This window comes from Citrobacter sp. GW821-FHT07H02 (genome assembly GCF_059418505.1).
On sequence record NZ_JBWKPZ010000027.1, the window covers coordinates 1 to 18,149 of the forward strand.

The 18,149-nt window shown below is 50.0% G+C and carries 22 protein-coding genes and 1 other RNA gene; 9 read left to right on the forward strand and 14 right to left on the reverse strand.

The features are described from left to right. Positions 1-59 precede the first annotated feature (59 nt). The gene (locus tag AC07NP_RS20400; RefSeq protein WP_494661557.1) at positions 60-590 is read right to left on the reverse strand and encodes a DUF3987 domain-containing protein; all 531 of its coding nucleotides are present in this window, start codon (positions 588-590) and stop codon (positions 60-62) included. 26 nt (positions 591-616) lie between these two features. Continuing rightward, positions 617-829 (reverse strand): AlpA family transcriptional regulator, encoded by a 213-nt coding sequence (locus tag AC07NP_RS20405; protein WP_013365117.1) that lies wholly within the window; start codon positions 827-829, stop codon positions 617-619. A 125-nt stretch (positions 830-954) separates the two neighbouring features. Here AC07NP_RS20405 and AC07NP_RS20410 point away from each other — a divergent pair, with 125 nt between their 5' ends. Beyond that, positions 955-1,836 carry a hypothetical protein gene (locus tag AC07NP_RS20410; protein WP_181616842.1) on the forward strand — a complete coding sequence of 294 codons (882 nt, stop codon included), beginning with the start codon at positions 955-957 and terminating at the stop codon, positions 1,834-1,836. A 63-nt stretch (positions 1,837-1,899) separates the two neighbouring features. Here AC07NP_RS20410 and AC07NP_RS20415 read toward each other — a convergent pair whose 3' ends face one another. From AC07NP_RS20415 to smpB, 3 genes are all read right to left on the reverse strand, one after another. Next, positions 1,900-3,141 carry an integrase gene (locus tag AC07NP_RS20415; protein WP_494661558.1) on the reverse strand — a complete coding sequence of 414 codons (1,242 nt, stop codon included), beginning with the start codon at positions 3,139-3,141 and terminating at the stop codon, positions 1,900-1,902. A 204-nt stretch (positions 3,142-3,345) separates the two neighbouring features. Further along, positions 3,346-3,709, reverse strand: a transfer-messenger RNA (tmRNA) gene (gene ssrA, locus AC07NP_RS20420). A gap of 248 nt (positions 3,710-3,957) precedes the next feature. Beyond that, positions 3,958-4,440 (reverse strand): SsrA-binding protein SmpB, encoded by a 483-nt coding sequence (smpB, locus tag AC07NP_RS20425; protein ID WP_192613142.1) that lies wholly within the window; start codon positions 4,438-4,440, stop codon positions 3,958-3,960. A gap of 170 nt (positions 4,441-4,610) precedes the next feature. On the opposite strand from smpB, the gene ratA reads away from it, so the two are divergent. Together ratA and AC07NP_RS20435 are read left to right on the forward strand one after the other, a co-directional pair. Then, positions 4,611-5,048 (forward strand): type II toxin-antitoxin system toxin RatA, encoded by a 438-nt coding sequence (gene ratA, locus AC07NP_RS20430; protein ID WP_203360302.1) that lies wholly within the window; start codon positions 4,611-4,613, stop codon positions 5,046-5,048. Next, a complete protein-coding gene (locus AC07NP_RS20435) occupies positions 5,038-5,328 on the forward strand; it encodes an RnfH family protein (protein WP_203360303.1) in 291 nt (96 codons plus the stop codon). The genes ratA and AC07NP_RS20435 overlap by 11 nt, the downstream gene beginning before the upstream one ends. A gap of 63 nt (positions 5,329-5,391) precedes the next feature. Here the strand turns inward: AC07NP_RS20435 and bamE are convergent, their stop codons facing one another. The 3 genes from bamE to nadK all read right to left on the reverse strand — a co-directional run bounded on the left by bamE (position 5,392) and on the right by nadK (position 8,511). Next, positions 5,392-5,736, reverse strand: coding sequence for an outer membrane protein assembly factor BamE (gene bamE / locus AC07NP_RS20440; protein WP_192613139.1), 345 nt, complete (start codon positions 5,734-5,736; stop codon positions 5,392-5,394). A gap of 149 nt (positions 5,737-5,885) precedes the next feature. Further along, positions 5,886-7,547 (reverse strand): DNA repair protein RecN, encoded by a 1,662-nt coding sequence (gene recN / locus AC07NP_RS20445; RefSeq protein WP_494661559.1) that lies wholly within the window; start codon positions 7,545-7,547, stop codon positions 5,886-5,888. A gap of 85 nt (positions 7,548-7,632) precedes the next feature. After that, positions 7,633-8,511 carry an NAD(+) kinase gene (gene nadK / locus AC07NP_RS20450; RefSeq protein WP_203360305.1) on the reverse strand — a complete coding sequence of 293 codons (879 nt, stop codon included), beginning with the start codon at positions 8,509-8,511 and terminating at the stop codon, positions 7,633-7,635. 122 nt (positions 8,512-8,633) lie between these two features. Here nadK and grpE point away from each other — a divergent pair, with 122 nt between their 5' ends. Further along, on the forward strand, positions 8,634-9,227 hold the full coding sequence (gene grpE / locus AC07NP_RS20455; RefSeq protein ID WP_203360306.1) for a nucleotide exchange factor GrpE: 594 nt from the start codon (positions 8,634-8,636) through the stop codon (positions 9,225-9,227). A 59-nt stretch (positions 9,228-9,286) separates the two neighbouring features. Here the strand turns inward: grpE and AC07NP_RS20460 are convergent, their stop codons facing one another. Beyond that, on the reverse strand, positions 9,287-10,573 hold the full coding sequence (locus AC07NP_RS20460; RefSeq protein WP_192614393.1) for an HlyC/CorC family transporter: 1,287 nt from the start codon (positions 10,571-10,573) through the stop codon (positions 9,287-9,289). Positions 10,574-10,592: 19 nt separating this feature from the next. Then, positions 10,593-11,384 (reverse strand): cytochrome C assembly family protein, encoded by a 792-nt coding sequence (locus tag AC07NP_RS20465; protein ID WP_203360307.1) that lies wholly within the window; start codon positions 11,382-11,384, stop codon positions 10,593-10,595. A 165-nt stretch (positions 11,385-11,549) separates the two neighbouring features. Between AC07NP_RS20465 and ffh the strand changes: the two genes are divergently transcribed. From ffh to rplS, 5 genes are all read left to right on the forward strand, one after another. Further along, entirely contained in the window at positions 11,550-12,911 is a 1,362-nt protein-coding gene (ffh, locus tag AC07NP_RS20470; RefSeq protein ID WP_203360308.1) for a signal recognition particle protein, read from the forward strand. Between the two features lie 271 nt (positions 12,912-13,182). Next, positions 13,183-13,431 carry a 30S ribosomal protein S16 gene (rpsP, locus tag AC07NP_RS20475; RefSeq protein WP_162382693.1) on the forward strand — a complete coding sequence of 83 codons (249 nt, stop codon included), beginning with the start codon at positions 13,183-13,185 and terminating at the stop codon, positions 13,429-13,431. An 18-nt stretch (positions 13,432-13,449) separates the two neighbouring features. Further along, positions 13,450-13,998 carry a ribosome maturation factor RimM gene (gene rimM / locus AC07NP_RS20480; RefSeq protein ID WP_192613133.1) on the forward strand — a complete coding sequence of 183 codons (549 nt, stop codon included), beginning with the start codon at positions 13,450-13,452 and terminating at the stop codon, positions 13,996-13,998. A 30-nt stretch (positions 13,999-14,028) separates the two neighbouring features. Continuing rightward, complete coding sequence (gene trmD, locus AC07NP_RS20485) at positions 14,029-14,796, forward strand: tRNA (guanosine(37)-N1)-methyltransferase TrmD (protein WP_192613132.1); 768 nt, start codon at positions 14,029-14,031, stop codon at positions 14,794-14,796. A 44-nt stretch (positions 14,797-14,840) separates the two neighbouring features. Beyond that, complete coding sequence (rplS, locus tag AC07NP_RS20490; protein WP_203360309.1) at positions 14,841-15,188, forward strand: 50S ribosomal protein L19; 348 nt, start codon at positions 14,841-14,843, stop codon at positions 15,186-15,188. A gap of 144 nt (positions 15,189-15,332) precedes the next feature. On the opposite strand, the gene AC07NP_RS20495 is transcribed toward rplS, so the two are convergent. The 4 genes from AC07NP_RS20495 to AC07NP_RS20510 all read right to left on the reverse strand — a co-directional run bounded on the left by AC07NP_RS20495 (position 15,333) and on the right by AC07NP_RS20510 (position 18,138). Beyond that, complete coding sequence (locus AC07NP_RS20495) at positions 15,333-15,551, reverse strand: DNA-binding transcriptional regulator (protein WP_000972009.1); 219 nt, start codon at positions 15,549-15,551, stop codon at positions 15,333-15,335. Positions 15,552-15,626: 75 nt separating this feature from the next. Further along, the gene (locus tag AC07NP_RS20500; protein WP_494661560.1) at positions 15,627-16,316 is read right to left on the reverse strand and encodes a hypothetical protein; all 690 of its coding nucleotides are present in this window, start codon (positions 16,314-16,316) and stop codon (positions 15,627-15,629) included. Positions 16,317-16,510: 194 nt separating this feature from the next. Further along, positions 16,511-17,677, reverse strand: coding sequence for a phage late control D family protein (locus tag AC07NP_RS20505; RefSeq protein ID WP_494661561.1), 1,167 nt, complete (start codon positions 17,675-17,677; stop codon positions 16,511-16,513). After that, on the reverse strand, positions 17,674-18,138 hold the full coding sequence (locus AC07NP_RS20510; RefSeq protein WP_494661562.1) for a phage tail protein: 465 nt from the start codon (positions 18,136-18,138) through the stop codon (positions 17,674-17,676). Before AC07NP_RS20510 ends, AC07NP_RS20505 begins: the two co-directional genes overlap by 4 nt. Positions 18,139-18,149 lie beyond the last annotated feature (11 nt).

Consider the following 18,149-nt stretch of genomic DNA (forward strand, 5'->3'; position numbering starts at 1 on the left):
TGGCGGACTCAGCCCGGAACAGTTTGAAAACCAGAACCTCGCTTAGGGCCGTGTCCACATTACGTGGGTAGGATCACCTCACTTGTTGAATCGTTCTTAGTAAGATACTTTCTTGCTGGAACTACTGGTTTTCTTCTTTGGCACTCCTCCAGCGCTTCAAGCGCTTCAGTTACATCGATCTTCTGACGAATAGCTTTACTGTATTGTTTTTTATACTCTTTTAACTCTACTTCCCAGGATGCGTATTTCTGCTCATAAACTTTCTCCTTTAACAGAAAATCATCTTTCAACTCTTTTTCCAGCCGATAGATTTCCTCCATCAACAACCTGAATACTGTTGATTTCCTGCTGCCTGATTTTGCTAAAAACAGAAGATAAAGCGATGTAAAGGTTTTCCCATTTTTAAGCTGAATATCAAATTTATCCTGGCAAGCAAATGCCATTATCCCAAGTAACACTGTTAAAATAAGCTCGGCGGCAGCTCCTGTTTTATAATTTATGTAACTTATTAACTGTTGTGCAAAAGTGGGAAGTGTCTGGAATTTAAGACAGAGTTCTATGTTTTGCGTTGAACTGTTTTTTTTAGACATACATCCTATCTAACTCCTCTTTTAGATTAATTAATAAGACTACGATGTAACAACCACTCATCAATTTCTGATTCAAGCCATCCAACTGATTGTGTTCCAAGCTTTCTTTTCTTTGGGAACGTTGGATCATAGCGTGGCGATCTCGGGTTCAACCAGTCATAGATCGTGGCTCGTGAGATACCAGTTTTATGGATAACAGCAGGTAAGCGGAGTATCCTGACTGCTGATGAAGTGTTCATACTAGTTTGCCTCTTGTTAGCTCAGTTTGGTTCCAGCAAAGAATAGCTGCAAGGATTCTTCGAAAAAATACGGCTAGCAAAGGTTTATTTTTAACAGGTTTAACTTGTTGATATTGTGGGGCTAAATGTTTTCTATTAAAGTTTTTAGTGAAGAAATTAGTCGAAAACGCAGTGCTCTCTCCAGTGAGATGAAAGACTGTGAATGGAGCAAGCATGCCCAAATTCTGGATGAAAAACATACAGGCATGCAGGCTGAGTTGACTATGATGAAAGAGCGGGTCTGGAACTCCAAGAAGTTTGGTCCCGGAATATTATTGTATTCATCATCTTATTTGAAGGAGCATAGCTACAGTGACTCTCATAAGGACTTTCCATCAAATGAGAAAAGCATCGAGTTAGCTAAGCTTATTGAACGTTATTGGAGTACATTGGAGGCTGAACTTCTGAGAGATAATGTTGCTGTCATTATTCCTGAATATATCTCTATGGATGAGCTTTTTAAATTTCACCTTAGGTATGCACAGAAGTGCTATAAATGGGGTGAATTAGTTATATCAGACAATGAGGATGTTGCATTTGAAGCATTTAAAAAAGCATCTGAGTTATTTGATAAAAGCATGGGGATGGTTTGGTATAAGATCTCTGTAGATAAACAAACTAAACTTTTATCTACCAGGAATAGATCAGGAAGAAACGGTGGAATAAAAAAATCTGAAATGTATCGACCTATTCAGGAAAAACTGGTGGAACTTATCAATGATTTGGCTCCTGAAGAAGGATGGAGAAGTAAAGCTGCAGCGGTGAATGTTCTCATTGAACCTTTGTGGCTATTTATAGAGGAGTCAAAATTGAATGTTAATAAGCAGGATAAAAAATACCGAATGCCAACTACCAGTCAGGAAGCCTTAGCCGATACTATTTTGAAATCATGGTCTACAAATGTTGAAAGTGTGAGGCAGGCTTTCGAGGACACTGTAAGCAGAAAAAAAAGAACTAGTCAGTTGTAGTAATCTTTTATGTGAATTTGGATAATAAGAATAAGCGCTCCCTATGAAGCGCTTATTCGTGTATTAGCCGACAAGCCTTATACCTCGAATGCCATCTCCAATCATATTTCCGTGATCAGCAGCCATAACGAAATCAGCCCACCATTGCATCATTGGACGACGCTGCTCCAGGTAATCGCTGCGGTTATAAGCGCGACGAACTTCATTCTTGTCTACATGGGCAAGTGCTGCCTCAATGACATCAGGCGGAAAGCCTTGTTCATTAAGGGCTGTACTGGCGATAGATCGCAGGCCGTGTGAAATGAGCACCCCACCAAAACCTGCGCGTTTTAGCGATGCGTTTACGGTCTGACTGTTCATCGGCTGGTTTGGCTTGATGCGGCTGGGAAAGATAAATTCTCGATTTCCACTTAACGGCTTCATCATCTCCAGTATCGCAATTGCTTCATCTGACAATGGAACAGTATGGTCGCGGTTCATTTTCATGCGTGCTGCAGGGATCTTCCACTCTCGCGCTTCTATGTCTACCTCTTCCCAGAGAGCTTCAGCCGCTTCGGCAGGGCGGGTAATAGTAAGAAGTTGCCACATGAACAGGCAGCGTGTGGAAAGGCTAATGCTGGCTGTTCGCATTGTCTGCATCAGTTGAGGTAGCTGATCCGGTCGAATGCTGGGCATGTTCTTTTTCTGAGGCTTCTCGAAGGCTTTACCGATATTAACGCTGGGAACAGCATCAATCAGCCCTGTGTTTTGGGCATAGATCATGACCTCATTAATGCGTTGGCACAGGCGACGAACGGTTTCCAGTGCTCCTCTGGCCTGAACTGGTTGGACGGCCTGAACCAGTGTGTGAGCTTTAATATCTGTAACGCTAACGTCGCCAATTGCAGGAAAGACATCTCTTTCAAGAGAGCGCCAGATATCGTCGGCATAGTCCTCTGTCACGCTGGCTTTCTTCACATTCCACCATCGTTCAGCCACGAGTTGGAAAGTATTGGTTTTAGCTTCAAGCGAACTACGAAGTTGTTCTTGCTGATGTTCCTGTGGATCGATTTGTTTCGCCAGGAGAGAGCGTGACTCTGCCCGGTAGTTTCTGGCATCGGCAAGCGTAACTGACGGGTAGGGGCCTATGCTCTTCTTCGCACGTTTCTTGGTGACAGGGCGAATGTAGCGAAACTGCCAGATTTTACTCCCGCTGGATTTGATAAGTAGCTCAAGGCCATCGCCATCATAGAGAACGTAGTCCGCTTCCTTGGGTTTAGCAGATTCGATTTCTTTAACGGATAGAGGTTTGGTTTGTCTTGCCATTGCCGGGTTTCCATAGTTTTAGGCACCTCAAAAACAATAAAGCTTTATGAGGTGCCTAACAAGGTGCCTAAAAGGTTCGGATTTAATTAGTTGGCATCAGACTTCGCGGGACAAATTCAAGGCACAAAAAAGCCCGCAGGGCTTGCGCCGTGCGGGCTCTTAGGACTTCATCGGATGACTCTGGTAATCACCGATGGAGAATTTTGGTGGAGCTGGCGGGAGTTGAACCCGCGTCCGAAATTCCTACATCCTCGGTACTACATGCTTAGTCAGTCTTTACATTCGCCTGGCACCTGCGGACAGACACGCCACTACCAGACTAGCCTGATTAGTTTTAACGCTTCAACCCCAGGCAGGGCTTCCACGCGATCTCTTTTGGGTTTGACCTCTCTTTGATCCCCGTCTTAAGAGCGGAAGCTAGGGAGAGAGGGCTCAGAGCAGGTTATTAAGCTGCTAAAGCGTAGTTTTCGTCGTTTGCGACTATTTTTTTGCGGCTTTTTACGAGGCAAACCGCCCCTCGGCATGCACCTTGGGTTTCGCGAATCCCGTCGAATCCAGAATCAGCCCCAATGTGTTAAAGCAAGTATAACAGATTTGTGAAGCTCAATGCCAGTCTGTATCTGGTCGCTTAGCGCTCATATAGCGCTTATTTCATGCGGTTATGCGGTTTATTCAGAGCGTCAGAGACGGTTTCCGCTTACTGACGATCAACGCAGGTTGTCGTTGCTGGTTAAATTTTGGGGATATTGCCAGGAGGTGAGTATTGAGGAGTGGCCAGTTGCAATCATGATACTGGCCACAAAGTTTGGCTGGCGGTTATCGTCCCGCATTTTTCATGATACGGGCTTTATCCAACTGCCATTCACGCTCTTTCACATCCGAACGTTTATCGTGCTGTTTTTTACCTTTCGCGACGCCAATTTTCACTTTGCACCAGGCGTTCTTCCAGTACAAGGAGAGCGCCACAACGGTGTGGCCTTCCCGGTTCACGCGGCCATAGAGAGAGTCTAACTCACGCTGATTAAGCAGCAGTTTACGGGTACGGGTCGGATCGCACACGACGTGCGTAGAGGCTACAGCCATTGGCGTGAAGTTGGCGCCAAACAGGTATGCTTCGCCGTCTCTCAGGATCACATAGCTGTCGCCAATGTTGGCTTTGCCCGCGCGCAGGGATTTGACTTCCCAACCTTGCAGGGCAAGTCCAGCTTCGAACTCTTCTTCGATAAAGTATTCGTGTCGGGCGCGTTTGTTAAGCGCGATGGTGGCTGAGCCAGGTTTGTGTGCTTTTTTCTTCGTCATAATGCCGCTCAGTATAGGTAATCTGGAATCGAAAAACACCCCATTATCATCCTGCGGGGGGAAGGCATTATCTTAGCATGAACCCGCAAGCACCTGACCGGAGGTATAGCGTTTTTTTTACCAGATGATAAATGGTATTATTTGTTCGATTTATGTTGATGGAAATAACTATGCCTCAGATAAGCCGGACAGCTTTGGTACCTTACAGTGCGGAGCAGATGTATCAGTTAGTGAATGATGTTCAGTCCTACCCCCAGTTTTTACCGGGCTGCATTGGCAGTCGTGTTCTGGAGTCGATGCCAGGGCAGATGACTGCGGCAGTGGACGTCTCGAAAGCGGGGATCAGCAAAACGTTCACCACGCGTAATCAACTGACGGATAATCAGAGCATCCTGATGCATCTGGTCGATGGGCCGTTTAAAAAACTGATTGGCGGCTGGAAGTTTACACCGTTGAGTCATGAAGCGTGTCGCATTGAATTTCAGCTTGATTTTGAGTTTACCAATAAGCTTATTGAGCTGGCGTTTGGGCGTGTCTTCAAGGAGCTGGCCTCCAACATGGTGCAGGCTTTCACCGTTCGCGCTAAAGAGGTTTACAGTGCCGGCTAAAATTGTCGTAGAGGTCGCCTATGCCTTGCCTGAGAAACAGTATCTGCAGCGTGTGACGCTGGCAGAAGGCGCGACGGTTGAAGAGGCTATCCGTGCTTCCGGGTTGCTGGAATTACGCACCGATATCGATCTTACGAAGAACAAAGTTGGTATCTATAGTCGCCCGGTAAAACTTGCCGATGCGGTTCATGATGGTGATCGGGTTGAGATTTATCGGCCATTAATTGCTGACCCGAAAGAGTTGCGGCGACAGCGCGCAGAAAAGTCAGGCAATAAGTAGCTGTGAGATGACAGCCACAATAAAAAAGGTGCTCATCGAGCACCTTTTTTGATATTTGCGAGCTTATTTATTGCTGGTCAGTGCTGGCTTGTTGTCGATGTTAGTTAACACGCCGTTGCTGTTAAAGGTCAGCGTCAGTGTTTGTTGCGTCACACCTTCGTGCCCTGGTTGCTGACGGAACACATAAAACCATGTGTTTGTGCCAAACGGATCGGACATCATTGGAGTACCCAGAGCATAAGCAACTTGTTGTTGCGTCATGCCGACACGTACTTTGGATACATCGTTAGGTGTCAGATAGTTCCCCTGGTTGATGTCAGGACGGTAAACCACTCGCTCCAGAGTGGAACAGCCTGCAGTCAACATCAGTAGTACTGCTGCGGCAGCAGTCAGCGTTTTACAGCGCATAGTGATTTGATTCCTTTTCGGGCCCGAGCAGTACGCGGCTCATATGTAATATGCCGATGATAATAGACCTTTCACCACTTTAAAACCTTTTGGTGTCGGCTCTTACGGCGATTTCGTTGTGTACTCTGACCCTGAAGGTGAAAAAAAGTTTACGCCGCCAGCAGTTCTTTCGCGTTTGCGAGGGTATTGCGCGTCACTTCGCTACCACCGAGTAAACGTGCTAACTCTTGCAGTCGTGCACGTTTGTCCAGTGGTTGCATGTGCGTCTCGGTCATTGCGCCGTCGGTTTCTTTGCTGACGAAGAAGTGTTGATGACCACATCCCGCTACTTGCGGCAAGTGGGTGACGCACATCACCTGAGTAGACTCACCAAGCTGACGCAGCAGTTTACCGACGACCGCAGCGGTTGGACCACTGATACCCACATCCACTTCATCAAAGATGAGCGCTGGGGTTTCCATCTTACGTGCCGTGATCACCTGAATAGCCAGCGCAATACGTGACAGTTCGCCACCAGAGGCCACTTTAGCAATCGGCTGCATAGGTTGCCCCGGGTTTGTGGTGACCTTAAATTCAACACGGTCAGCACCGTCCACACTTAAATGGTGCTCGTCAAACTTCACGTCGATGGCAAAAATCCCATGCGGCATGGAAAGGAGATGCATGCTTTCGGTAATGAGTTGCCCCAATTCCTGCGCATACAACTGACGCTGACCGTGCAGCGCTTTCGCTGTTTCCAGCGCCTGAAGATGATGTTTATTTACTGCCAGTGTCAGGGTTTCCAGAGAGTCAGCCTGGTCGTCAAGCTGCTGCTGTTCTTCCAGCAGAGACTGATAAAATTGCGGCAATGCTTCCGGACTAACGTGATGTTTACGGGCCAGTGAGATCTGCTTTGAAATCCGCTGCTCCAGTTCGAACAGGCGATTGGGATCTAAATCCAGACGGTCACAGTAGTGGCGCAGTTCATCGCTGGCTTCGCTAAGCTGAATTGTGGCTTCTTCCAGCATGTCGAGAATGCCAGAAAGTTTACCGTCCATATCGGCCAGTTCAGTGACCAGCTGTTTTGCCGTATACAACTGACTTTGCAAATTAACGTCTTCGCCGTCGACCATGATTGCCAGCGCATTCTGGCTGGTTGTGAGCAATTGCCCACTGTTGGCCAGACGTTTGTACTCTTCGTCTATTTGTTCAAATTCACCGGGTTGTGGATTGAATTCGTTAAGCTCTTTTAGCTGGTATTGCAGCAATTCGGCCCGGGCGGCGCGTTCCTGGCTTTGTTGTTGGTGATGCGCCAGATCGCGGCAGCTTTGATGCCACAGTTGATAACGCGCAGCCATTTCCTGAATCAGCGTGGATTCGTTCGCGTAGCCATCAAGCAGATTTTTTTGATGCTCAGACCTGGTCAGGAGCTGATGTGCGTGTTGACCATGAATTTGAATGAGCAACTGGCCGAGTTCGCGCAGTTGCGACAGGGGAACGGCGGTACCGTTGATGAAGCCGCGTGAGCGACCATCGCTACTGATTACGCGACGTAGCAAGCACTCGCGGCCCTCTTCAAGCTGATTTTCCTCGAGCCAGCGTAGCGCGGCCGGGGTATCTTTCAGAGAAAAACGGGCGCACAAATCGGCGCGCGAGGCGCCAACGCGCACCATGTCGGCATCGGCCCGTCCGCCCAGACACAAGCCGAGCGCATCAATTGCAATGGATTTACCCGCCCCGGTTTCACCGGTGATGACGGTCATTCCGCTCTGAAAATCGATCTCGAGTTCACGAACGATAGCAAAATTGCTGATGGTCAGTTGTGCCAACATAGCTGTTTTCCTGTATGAAAAACCATAACTGTAATTACGTACAGTATAAACTGGTTTTTTATACAGTAAAGAGCCTGGCGCTAAATTAGAATAATTTTTTTGACCAGCCCAGCTTGGCGCTTAATGTATTGAAATAGCTGTAATCTTTAGGGTGAATCAGATTCAAGTGATAATCACAGCGGCGAATCAGGACATCTTCTCCTTCCTGTATAGGAAGCGCAATCTGGCTGTCGCAGCTGATCTCAAGATCGTTACGGCGATGCGAAAAACGCAGGCGAATCGTACTGCTGCTGTTGATTACCAGCGGGCGAGCCGAGAGCGTATGGGGGAACATGGGCACCAGAGTGATCGCGTCCAGCGAGGGGGTCAGAATGGGGCCGCCAGCGGAGAGCGAATAGGCCGTGGAACCCGTAGGGGTGGAGATAATCAATCCATCGGAGCGCTGAGAAAACGCAAAAATTTCGTCAATATAGACTTCGAACTCGATCATGTGCGCGACTTTGCCAGGGTGCAGAACCACTTCGTTGATAGCGGTACTGATGCGCTTCTGGCAGTTTTGCTGGCACACCTGGGCTTCAAGCAGGAAGCGTTTCTCACTGATGTAGTGGCCTTCCAGCACATCGGCTAACTGCTGCAGGGCGTTGTCAGGGTCAAGGTCAGTCAGGAATCCGAGGTTGCCGCGGTTGATGCCGATGACCTTGATGTCATAGCGCGCGAGGGTGCGCGCCGCGCCGAGCATGTTGCCGTCGCCGCCGACCACCACCGCGAGGTCAGCCTGTTGACCAATCTCCGCAAGCGTGCCGGTTTGCACATTGTTGAGCTGTAATTCATGGGCGATTTGCTGCTCCACGATGACCTCATAACCTTTGGTGCATAGCCAACGGTAGAGCATTTCATGTGTGGTCAGTGCCGTGGGGTGACGTGGATGTCCCACAATGCCAATACACTTGAAATGATTATTCATTTTCTCGAGGTCCTTGTAGCGAAGATTGATGACAATGTGAGTGCTTCCCTTGAATCCCTGAATCTGATCCCCATAATAAGCGAAGTTAGCGAGATGAATGCGAAAAAAACGCGGAGAAATTCATGAGTAGTAAAGAACAGAAAACGCCTGAGGGGCAAGCCCCGGAAGAAATTATCATGGATCAGCACGAAGAAGTTGAGGCGGTTGAACCAGACGCTTCTGCTGAGCAGGTGGATCCGCGCGATGAAAAAATTGCGAATCTGGAAGCTCAGCTTGCTGAATCCCAGACGCGTGAACGTGACAGCGTGTTGCGTATCAAAGCGGAAATGGAAAACCTGCGCCGCCGTACTGAGCTGGACGTAGAAAAAGCGCACAAGTTTGCGCTGGAAAAATTCGTCAATGAGCTGCTGCCGGTAGTGGATAGCCTGGATCGTGCGCTGGAAGTGGCCGATAAAGCTAACCCGGACATGGCATCTATGGTGGAAGGTATTGAATTGACGCTGAAATCCATGCTGGATGTTGTGCGTAAATTTGGTGTTGAAGTGATTGCAGACGTCAACGTACCGTTAGATCCGAACGTGCATCAGGCGATTGCTATGGTGGAATCTGAAGATGTTACGCCGGGCAATGTACTGGGTGTGATGCAAAAAGGGTATACGCTGAACGGTCGTACCATTCGTGCTGCCATGGTCACCGTGGCAAAAGCGAAGGGCTAATCTGCCTCTCATAGTGCCGGGTAGCGGCTGACGCCTTACCCGGCCTACAATTCCTGACCTTATTCCGCCACACTTTCCCGCAGCGGTTTTACCGGCAATACCTGCACCTGTTTAATCATATTGTCCTGCACGTCGAGAATATCGATATCGTACTGACCGATACGTACGCGGGTACCCGCTATCGGGATCTCTTCCAGTGCTTCCAGGATAATGCCGTTTACCGTCCGGGCATCGTCTTCGGGGAGATGCCAGTTAAACGCCTTGTTGATTTCACGAACGTTGGCGCTACCGTCAATGATTACCGAACCGTCATTTTGCGGCGTCACTTCTTCTGCCAGGGTGGGGGACATGGAGGTCGTGAAGTCACCAACAATCTCTTCCAGAATGTCTTCAACCGTCACCAGCCCCTGAATATCGCCGTATTCGTTGACCACCAGACCGACTTTCTTTTTATTACGTTGAAATTTTACCAGCTGCGTACTGAGCGGTGTTCCTTCCGGTACGTAGTAAATTTCATCGGCGGCGCGCAGCATCGTCTCTTTGGTGAACTCTTTCTTTTCCGACATCAGTCGCCAGGCTTCACGAACCCGCAGCATGCTTATGGCATCATCCAGTGACTCACGATAGAGCACGATGCGCCCGTGCGGCGAGTGCGAAAGCTGACGCACAATCGACTTCCAGTCGTCGTTGATGTCGATCCCGATAATCTCGTTGCGCGGAACCATAATGTCGTCAACGCTGACCTTTTCCAGGTCCAGCACCGACAGCAGCATATCCTGATTGCGACGGGAAATTTGCGAGCGCGATTCGTTCACAAGGGTCCGCAGTTCATCTTTACTCAGCGAACTACTTATAACGATATCCGTTTTGATGCCCATCATTCGCATCAGCAGACGGGTAATGGTATTGAGCAGCCAGACCAGCGGCATCATCAGTATCTGCAATGGCGCAAGCAGGAAGCTGCTTGGATAAGCGACCTTTTCCGGGTACAGCGCGGCGATGGTTTTTGGTAAGACTTCCGCGAACACCAGCACCACAAAAGTGAGCACGCCGGTGGCGATCGCTACGCCAGCATCACCGTACAGTCGCATACCGACAATCGTGCCGAGCGCCGACGCCAGAATATTCACCAGGTTATTGCCGATCAGCACCAGACTGATCAAACGGTCCGGCTTGCGCAGCAATTTTTCCACGCGTTTTGCAGGGCGATTGCCTTGTTTTGCCAGATGACGAAGGCGGTAGCGGTTCAGCGTCATCATTCCGGTTTCGGAGCCGGAAAAATAGGCTGAGATAACCACCATGATGATCAGCGTGACGATCAGCGTGGTGGTGGAAATATGTTCCAGGGGAAACTCCTTAGAGGGTTTAGCTTACAAACTGCTGCAATACACGACTGCCAAAATAGGCCATTGTCAGAATGCCCGCGCCAGCAACGTTAAACCAGACGACACGGCGTCCGCGCCAGCCTTCATGGTAATGCCCCCACAACAGGACAATATAGACAAACCATGCCACGATGGAGAGCACCGCCTTGTCGATATTTTCCATGCTGAACAGGTTATGCATGTAAAACAGACCAGTACAAAGAGTCAGCGTCAGCAGTACGACGCCAATCTGCGTGATGTGAAACATTTTGCGCTCAATGCTCATCAGCGGTGGCATTTCATTACTGAAGGCCAGCTTTTTGTTCTTTAACTGGTAGTCAATCCACGCCAGTTGTAAGGCATACAGCGCAGCAATAATGAGCGTTGCGTAAGAGAACAGCGACAATCCGATGTGTATCATCATGCCTGGCGTTGCTTCGAGGTGAGTAATGTACTCATTCGGCATGAACGTGGCGAAGGCCAGATTGATCAGCGCAAATGCGTAGACGATAGGCAACAAAAGCCAGCCGCGATTGCGTGAGGCAACAATGGTCATCACGGTGCAAATCATCAGGCTGACCAGCGAGCCAACGTTTAACAGGCTCAGGTTTTGTCCGCTGCCGTCGCCAGGCAGAATGCGGGCTTCCAGCGCGAACGCGTGACACACCAGCGCGATGACTGCGGAGAGAATGGCCATACGCCGCCAGCCGCTGTTTTTTTGCAGCAGACCAGGAACGATCAGCGCAAGGCTGATGGAATAGGCGACAAGGGCGAGCAGGGCAAAAACGGGCATATTAAGTGTCGACAGTTGGCCAGTAGGAAGAGAAGCAGTATAGCGTTACGTGACCGCTGCTCCAACCGTTGCATAACAACAAAGACGGCTTCATGTTATACTGCGGCAAAATTCTGTAGATGTGTCGCGCTAGCGACCAACCGTTTCCACCCCAGGCGAGAGACAATGTTTGATAATTTAACCGATCGTTTGTCGCGCACACTGCGCAATATCAGTGGCCGTGGACGCCTTACTGAAGACAACGTTAAAGAGACGCTGCGCGAAGTGCGCATGGCGCTGCTGGAGGCTGACGTTGCGCTGCCGGTAGTGCGTGAGTTTATCAATCGCGTAAAAGAGAAAGCGGTTGGTCATGAAGTTAACAAGAGCCTGACGCCAGGGCAGGAGTTCGTCAAGATTGTCCGTAACGAACTGGTTGCGGCAATGGGCGAAGAAAACCAGACGTTGAATCTGGCTGCACAGCCACCAGCTGTCGTGCTGATGGCGGGTTTGCAGGGTGCAGGTAAAACGACCAGCGTCGGTAAGCTGGGTAAATTCCTGCGCGAGAAGCACAAGAAGAAAGTGCTGGTTGTCTCTGCCGACGTCTATCGCCCGGCGGCGATCAAACAGCTGGAAACGTTAGCTGAGCAAGTTGGCGTCGATTTCTTCCCATCTGACGTAGGTCAGAAGCCGGTTGATATCGTTAATGCGGCGCTGAAAGAAGCGAAGCTGAAATTCTACGACGTGCTGCTGGTGGATACCGCCGGTCGTTTGCACGTTGATGAAGCGATGATGGACGAAATCAAACAGGTACACGCCGCGATTAATCCGGTTGAGACCCTGTTTGTGGTTGACGCCATGACCGGTCAGGATGCCGCCAATACGGCAAAAGCGTTTAACGAAGCGCTGCCGTTAACGGGTGTGATACTGACGAAAGTGGACGGTGACGCCCGCGGCGGTGCGGCGCTCTCTATTCGCCATATCACCGGTAAGCCCGTTAAGTTCCTCGGCGTCGGCGAGAAAACTGAAGCGCTGGAGCCGTTCCATCCGGACCGTATCGCTTCCCGAATTCTCGGCATGGGCGATGTGCTGTCGCTGATCGAAGATATCGAAAGCAAAGTTGACCGCGCGCAGGCTGAGAAACTGGCCAGCAAGCTGAAAAAAGGCGACGGCTTCGATCTGAACGACTTCCTTGACCAACTGCGTCAGATGAAAAACATGGGCGGAATGGCGAGCCTGATGGGCAAGCTGCCGGGCATGGGGCAGATTCCTGACAACGTCAAATCGCAGATGGATGACAAAGTGCTGGTGCGTATGGAAGCCATCATCAACTCGATGACCCTGAAAGAGCGCGCCAAGCCGGAAATCATCAAAGGTTCCCGTAAACGTCGTATCGCAGCCGGTTGCGGCATGCAGGTACAGGACGTTAACCGTCTTCTGAAACAGTTCGACGACATGCAGCGCATGATGAAGAAAATGAAGAAAGGCGGTATGGCGAAAATGATGCGTGGTATGAAAGGGATGATGCCCCCCGGGTTCCCTGGCCGCTAAAAACAAGGGAATAAGGCTATCTTGTTTACCATTTTAGCCCCGGGGTGTGCTCAAAATGCTCACGTACTGCATGTACGCTCCGCTTTTTGCGCGCACGCCGGAACTAAACTGGCTGCACCGATATACGCCTTATATCCCTTGTTTGGCATATGTGAAGCATATGCTGATTGCAATTTCCCCAGAAATGAGTAAAATTTTCGGGCTTTTAATATGACACCCGGGCCCCGTCCCTCGATGGGGCCCGGGTGTTCTATTCACACAAGAGGATGTTATGGTAACTATTCGTTTAGCTCGTCACGGCGCTAAAAAGCGTCCGTTCTACCAGGTTGTTGTTACTGACAGCCGTAATGCACGTAACGGTCGCTTCATCGAGCGCGTTGGCTTCTTTAACCCAATCGCTAGCGAAAAAGAAGAAGGCACTCGCCTGGATCTGGATCGCATCGCTCACTGGGTTGGCCAGGGCGCGACTATTTCTGATCGCGTAGCTACGCTGATCAAAGAAGCAAACAAAGCAGCTTAATCTGTCACGGTGGTCATGATGAGCAAGCAACTCGCCGCACAAGTCCCTGTTGAACCCATAGTTCTGGGGAAAATGGGTTCTTCTTACGGTATTCGTGGTTGGCTCAGAGTGTTTTCTTCCACTGAAGACGCCGAAAGCATTTTTGACTATCAGCCCTGGTTTATCCAGAAGGCGGGTCAGTGGCAGCAAGTACAGCTGGAAAGCTGGAAGCACCACAATCAGGATCTGATCATCAAGCTGAAAGGCGTTGACGATCGTGATACTGCGAATCTGCTGACCAATTGCGAAATTGTCGTGGATTCTTCGCAGTTGCCTGCGCTTGAAGAGGGAACCTACTACTGGAAAGACCTGATGGGCTGCCAGGTAGTAACCACTGAAGGCTACGATCTCGGTAAAATCGTCGATATGATGGAAACCGGATCAAATGACGTCATCGTCATTAAGGCAAACCTGAAAGATGCGTTTGGTATCAAGGAACGTCTCGTACCGTTCCTCGATGGGCAGGTTATCAAGAAAGTCGATCTCGCTACTCGTACTATCGAAGTAGATTGGGATCCTGGTTTTTAAACCACCGGATAAACGGTAAAAGACGGCGCTATGTGGATTGGCATAATTAGCCTGTTTCCTGAAATGTTCCGCGCAATTACCGATTACGGGGTAACTGGCCGGGCAGTAAAAAATGGCCTGCTGAGCATCCAGAGCTGGAGTCCTCGGGACTTCACGCATGACCGGCACCGTACCGTGGACGATCGTCCTTACGGCGGCGGACCGGGGATGTTAATGATGGTGCAACCCTTGCGGGATGCTATTCATGCAGCAAAAAGCGCGGCGGGTGAAGGCGCAAAGGTGATTTATCTGTCACCTCAGGGACGCAAGCTTGATCAAGCGGGCGTTAGCGAACTGGCAACGAATCAAAAACTGATTCTGGTGTGTGGTCGCTACGAAGGCATAGATGAGCGCGTGATCCAAACCGAAATTGACGAAGAATGGTCAATCGGCGATTACGTTCTCAGTGGTGGTGAGTTACCAGCAATGACGCTGATCGACTCCGTTTCCCGGTTCATTCCGGGGGTACTGGGGCATGAAGCTTCGGCAACGGAAGATTCTTTTGCCGATGGATTGCTGGACTGTCCACACTATACCCGACCTGAAGTGTTAGAGACGATGGAAGTACCGGCGGTGTTACTGTCGGGGAACCATGCTGAGATACGTCGCTGGCGTTTGAAGCAGTCGCTGGGCCGTACCTGGCTTAGAAGACCTGAACTTCTGGAAAACCTGGCTCTGACTGAAGAGCAAGCAAGGTTGCTGGCGGAGTTCAAAACGGAACACGCACAACAGCAACATAAACATGATGGGCATGCGTAACACGCTCCCGATATATCAGTTTACCCAGGATAAGAGATTAAATTATGAGCAACATTATTAAGCAACTTGAACAAGAGCAGATGAAGCAGGACGTACCTTCCTTCCGTCCGGGTGATACCGTGGAAGTGAAAGTATGGGTTGTTGAAGGTTCCAAAAAACGTCTGCAGGCATTTGAGGGCGTGGTTATCGCTATTCGTAACCGCGGTCTGCACTCTGCATTCACTGTTCGTAAAATTTCCAACGGCGAAGGCGTTGAGCGTGTCTTCCAGACTCACTCTCCGGTAGTTGACAGCATCTCTGTCAAACGTCGTGGTGCTGTTCGTCAAGCTAAACTGTACTACCTGCGTGAGCGTACTGGTAAGTCTGCTCGTATCAAAGAGCGTCTTAACTGATAACGCATTCACGCTACATCCAAAGCGTGTTGTAAAACAAGGGGTTGGCGAATTGCTAGCCCCTTTTTTATTGGTGGTGGCGGCAAATTGGCGGCAGAGATTGGCTCGATGGCGACAGATATAAAAAAACCTGCCGAAGCAGGTTTAAAGCCAGAGTTGCTGTTGCTGGTTTCTGACAGGGTGGGGTGGCGCTGGATCAACAGCTCCCGGTTTTACTATAAAACGCGAGAGCGTTTCGAATGTGATAAATGTACAACCGCAGTTGATATTTTGGCATTGATGGTAACGTTCTTTCGTTTCAGTACTCAGATATCGACTGGTGCGAGCATGTGCGGCATTTTGGCATAACGGGCAATGCATCATAGTTTTTTCCCCGACTGGCATGTTTATGGGGATGATAAACCTTAATGTTGCATTTGCAAGTTTTGACTTGTTTTTTCAGTTTGGGTGCTGTGGTGCTTTACCACCTTTATCGTTCTCGCCCTTAAAGTCAGCCTTTCCACTTTCTTGAAGCTCGGCAAGAGGGGTCGCTCTTCTGAATACAGCTAGTAGCATCTTTAGCTGTACTAGTTCGTCTGCGCCTGAAAGCCGGACAAGATATTTATGCTGTTCTTCACTCAGTCCCATAACCTTTTCAAGCGCTTTCACAGAGCTGGCTACGAGTTGAATTTCACGTTCTTGGTTCTGCAAGCGTAGTTTGTCAGATTTTAGTTTTGCCCACTCTCTTTGCCTATATGTACGCATTACTCGATCGTAAACTTTATTGGCTGTAAAGATGCTTGCAGCGACGGCAGCGACAAGTTCTGCAATCTGCCAGGCAATGTCAGTGAGTGCGGAAAGCTCTATAAAGCCGGGAGAGGCATACTGAATTTTCTTCACTACAGGGCGATAGTCCGGTGGCGTCGAGGTGTAAACCCCTCTGAAAAAATTCACAACACTATGACCGCCTTCCCAGGGCATCGTAGAATATCCCCATACCTCACCATCCTTTTCAGTTGGACTGGTAACCTCTCTTGAACGGCACTGTAAGGCGTAAAAGAAGCCATATAATTGCAGATACTCTTTCGTAAATACCGCAAACTCTGCTAACTCCCAGCGCCTATCAAGTTTAATTATTACTTTTTCCATTGTGAGACCATTGCATTTAACGATGTTTAAAATAATCTACTAATTATCTGATAGATATCAATTCTTGAATGTGACCGATGGCTTTTTACTATAAAAAATCCCCGCAATAGCGGGGATAGCTAATGTGTTCTAGAGTCAAAGGACATGTCAAACTATGGAGATTAATGCTGCCTTAAAGCGTTAGTAACACTTCGTCAGTTTTCTAACAGCGAGTCATAGCCAACATCGGAGAGCTTAACCTCAAGCTCTAACCCCGTCGTGAAGCCGTTCCCGTTAAGGCTATGCACCACACGGCTGATTATCCACGCCTGTTCGTCTATAACGCGCTTAAAGCCTTTTACCGCAACCGGTGTTTCAGGAAATAAATCAGCGCGGCCAGTGGCGAGTGTAATCGAAAATTCCGCCACCCCACGCTGTATCCTGTCCCACTTCGCCTGAGCTGCGCGCATGGCCTGCGCCTTTGTCGCGTAGATGGTCGTGAGTTCCAGAACATTGTCGGACTCACCGGCCATATACTCACCTTCCCGCGCTTCCTGCTCCTTTTTCTTTTTAGCCTTTGCCGATGTTTTGGCGGCCTTCGGGTGCTGCAGCGCACGCAGGTGCTGCTCTTTGGGTTTGCGTTTGAGCTTCACCTTTTGCTTTTGCGGTTTCGGGTCTCTGGTGTGCAGCCATTTCGCCGTTACGCCGGTGTAAGCCTCACGGTCTGCAATGGCGAACTGATGGCGGTCGCCGTCACCGCGTTCGACGGTCATTTGTGAGATAGGCTTACCACTGGCCGTCATCGCGCTACCGGCTTTCAGGAATAACAATTTCCCGGCCTTGACCGAAACCGTTGCCCCGTTACGATCCGCCAGTCGGGACAAAAACGCCGCGTCGGATTCCTGAGACTGGTCGATATGCGGCACAGCAACAGATTTCAGGGTATCAGCCACGCTGGCCGTCAGTTTGTTACGCTGCGCGATAGCCTCAACAATCACCCCGAGCCTGGTGTCGTGCCATGACTGCTCGCGGCGCGAGTTCAGCGTCCCACGAAAATCCGCGCTGCGCCCCCGGATGGTCAGCCTGTCAGGCGCGCCCCGGTGCTCGATTTCGTCGACCGTGAAACTCCCTTTGTTTATCAGCGCCGAGCCCTGCCAGCCCAGCCACAGTGTCAGCGATGCCCCGCGCGGCGGCAGCTCGACCAGCCCGTCAGAATCATCAAGCTCGATATCAAGCTGATCAGCCTCGAATCCGCGATTGTCGGTCATGGTCAGCCCGATAAGCCGGTCGCTGAAATTCTGTGTAATATCTGCGCCATCGAGCGTGAGCATAAAGTCAGGGGCGATGCGCGCGCCAGCCTGAATGTTCATTCCCGTTATCATCCTGCCAGCCCCCCGAGCCAGTTACCGGCAGACGTAACCAGATTATCAGCCTGCGTTTTCAGGTCGCCGTAGATGGCCGCGAGCGAATCATCCACCCGCTTAAGCGACAGGCTAAACTCGATTTTTCGCGCTGCGCCGTCGCTGAAAAGCTCGGTGTGGTTGTGGGTCACTTTATCGATGACATACATCCCGTGGATCATGCCGGTTCCGTCAATCAGCGGCCATGCGCGCCCCTCGTCGGCCATCAGTTCGATGGCCGTCAGTGACAAACGACCGCCGGTGATTTCAGGGTAAAGCGTGCCCGACAGGGTGCGCGAGGTTTCACCCTCCCCGAGATACTGGTAAGCCGGTGGCTTGCCGATACGATCATTTGACACCCACCGGTAGTCCTTCGAATACTGCATTGACTGATGCGGCAGGGTGCGCCGTTCAAACACAAAAAAGCCCAGCACCATAAGCATTTTTATCCCTC

Excerpts from the sequence above, each read along its gene's own strand:
- rplS (WP_203360309.1), top strand. The coding sequence starts at position 14,841 with ATGAGCAACATTATTAAGCAACTTGAACAAGAGCAGATGAAGCAGGAC.
- nadK (WP_203360305.1), bottom strand. The coding sequence starts at position 8,511 with ATGAATAATCATTTCAAGTGTATTGGCATTGTGGGACATCCACGTCAC.
- AC07NP_RS20505 (WP_494661561.1), bottom strand. The coding sequence starts at position 17,677 with ATGATAACGGGAATGAACATTCAGGCTGGCGCGCGCATCGCCCCTGAC.
- AC07NP_RS20405 (WP_013365117.1), bottom strand. The coding sequence starts at position 829 with ATGAACACTTCATCAGCAGTCAGGATACTCCGCTTACCTGCTGTTATC.
- AC07NP_RS20415 (WP_494661558.1), bottom strand. The coding sequence starts at position 3,141 with ATGGCAAGACAAACCAAACCTCTATCCGTTAAAGAAATCGAATCTGCT.
- rpsP (WP_162382693.1), top strand. The coding sequence starts at position 13,183 with ATGGTAACTATTCGTTTAGCTCGTCACGGCGCTAAAAAGCGTCCGTTC.
- trmD (WP_192613132.1), top strand. The coding sequence starts at position 14,029 with ATGTGGATTGGCATAATTAGCCTGTTTCCTGAAATGTTCCGCGCAATT.
- recN (WP_494661559.1), bottom strand. The coding sequence starts at position 7,547 with ATGTTGGCACAACTGACCATCAGCAATTTTGCTATCGTTCGTGAACTC.
- AC07NP_RS20495 (WP_000972009.1), bottom strand. The coding sequence starts at position 15,551 with ATGATGCATTGCCCGTTATGCCAAAATGCCGCACATGCTCGCACCAGT.
- smpB (WP_192613142.1), bottom strand. The coding sequence starts at position 4,440 with ATGACGAAGAAAAAAGCACACAAACCTGGCTCAGCCACCATCGCGCTT.
- AC07NP_RS20510 (WP_494661562.1), bottom strand. The coding sequence starts at position 18,138 with ATGCTTATGGTGCTGGGCTTTTTTGTGTTTGAACGGCGCACCCTGCCG.
- ratA (WP_203360302.1), top strand. The coding sequence starts at position 4,611 with ATGCCTCAGATAAGCCGGACAGCTTTGGTACCTTACAGTGCGGAGCAG.
- ffh (WP_203360308.1), top strand. The coding sequence starts at position 11,550 with ATGTTTGATAATTTAACCGATCGTTTGTCGCGCACACTGCGCAATATC.
- grpE (WP_203360306.1), top strand. The coding sequence starts at position 8,634 with ATGAGTAGTAAAGAACAGAAAACGCCTGAGGGGCAAGCCCCGGAAGAA.
- AC07NP_RS20500 (WP_494661560.1), bottom strand. The coding sequence starts at position 16,316 with ATGGAAAAAGTAATAATTAAACTTGATAGGCGCTGGGAGTTAGCAGAG.
- AC07NP_RS20410 (WP_181616842.1), top strand. The coding sequence starts at position 955 with ATGTTTTCTATTAAAGTTTTTAGTGAAGAAATTAGTCGAAAACGCAGT.
- AC07NP_RS20465 (WP_203360307.1), bottom strand. The coding sequence starts at position 11,384 with ATGCCCGTTTTTGCCCTGCTCGCCCTTGTCGCCTATTCCATCAGCCTT.
- bamE (WP_192613139.1), bottom strand. The coding sequence starts at position 5,736 with ATGCGCTGTAAAACGCTGACTGCTGCCGCAGCAGTACTACTGATGTTG.
- rimM (WP_192613133.1), top strand. The coding sequence starts at position 13,450 with ATGAGCAAGCAACTCGCCGCACAAGTCCCTGTTGAACCCATAGTTCTG.
- AC07NP_RS20400 (WP_494661557.1), bottom strand. The coding sequence starts at position 590 with ATGTCTAAAAAAAACAGTTCAACGCAAAACATAGAACTCTGTCTTAAA.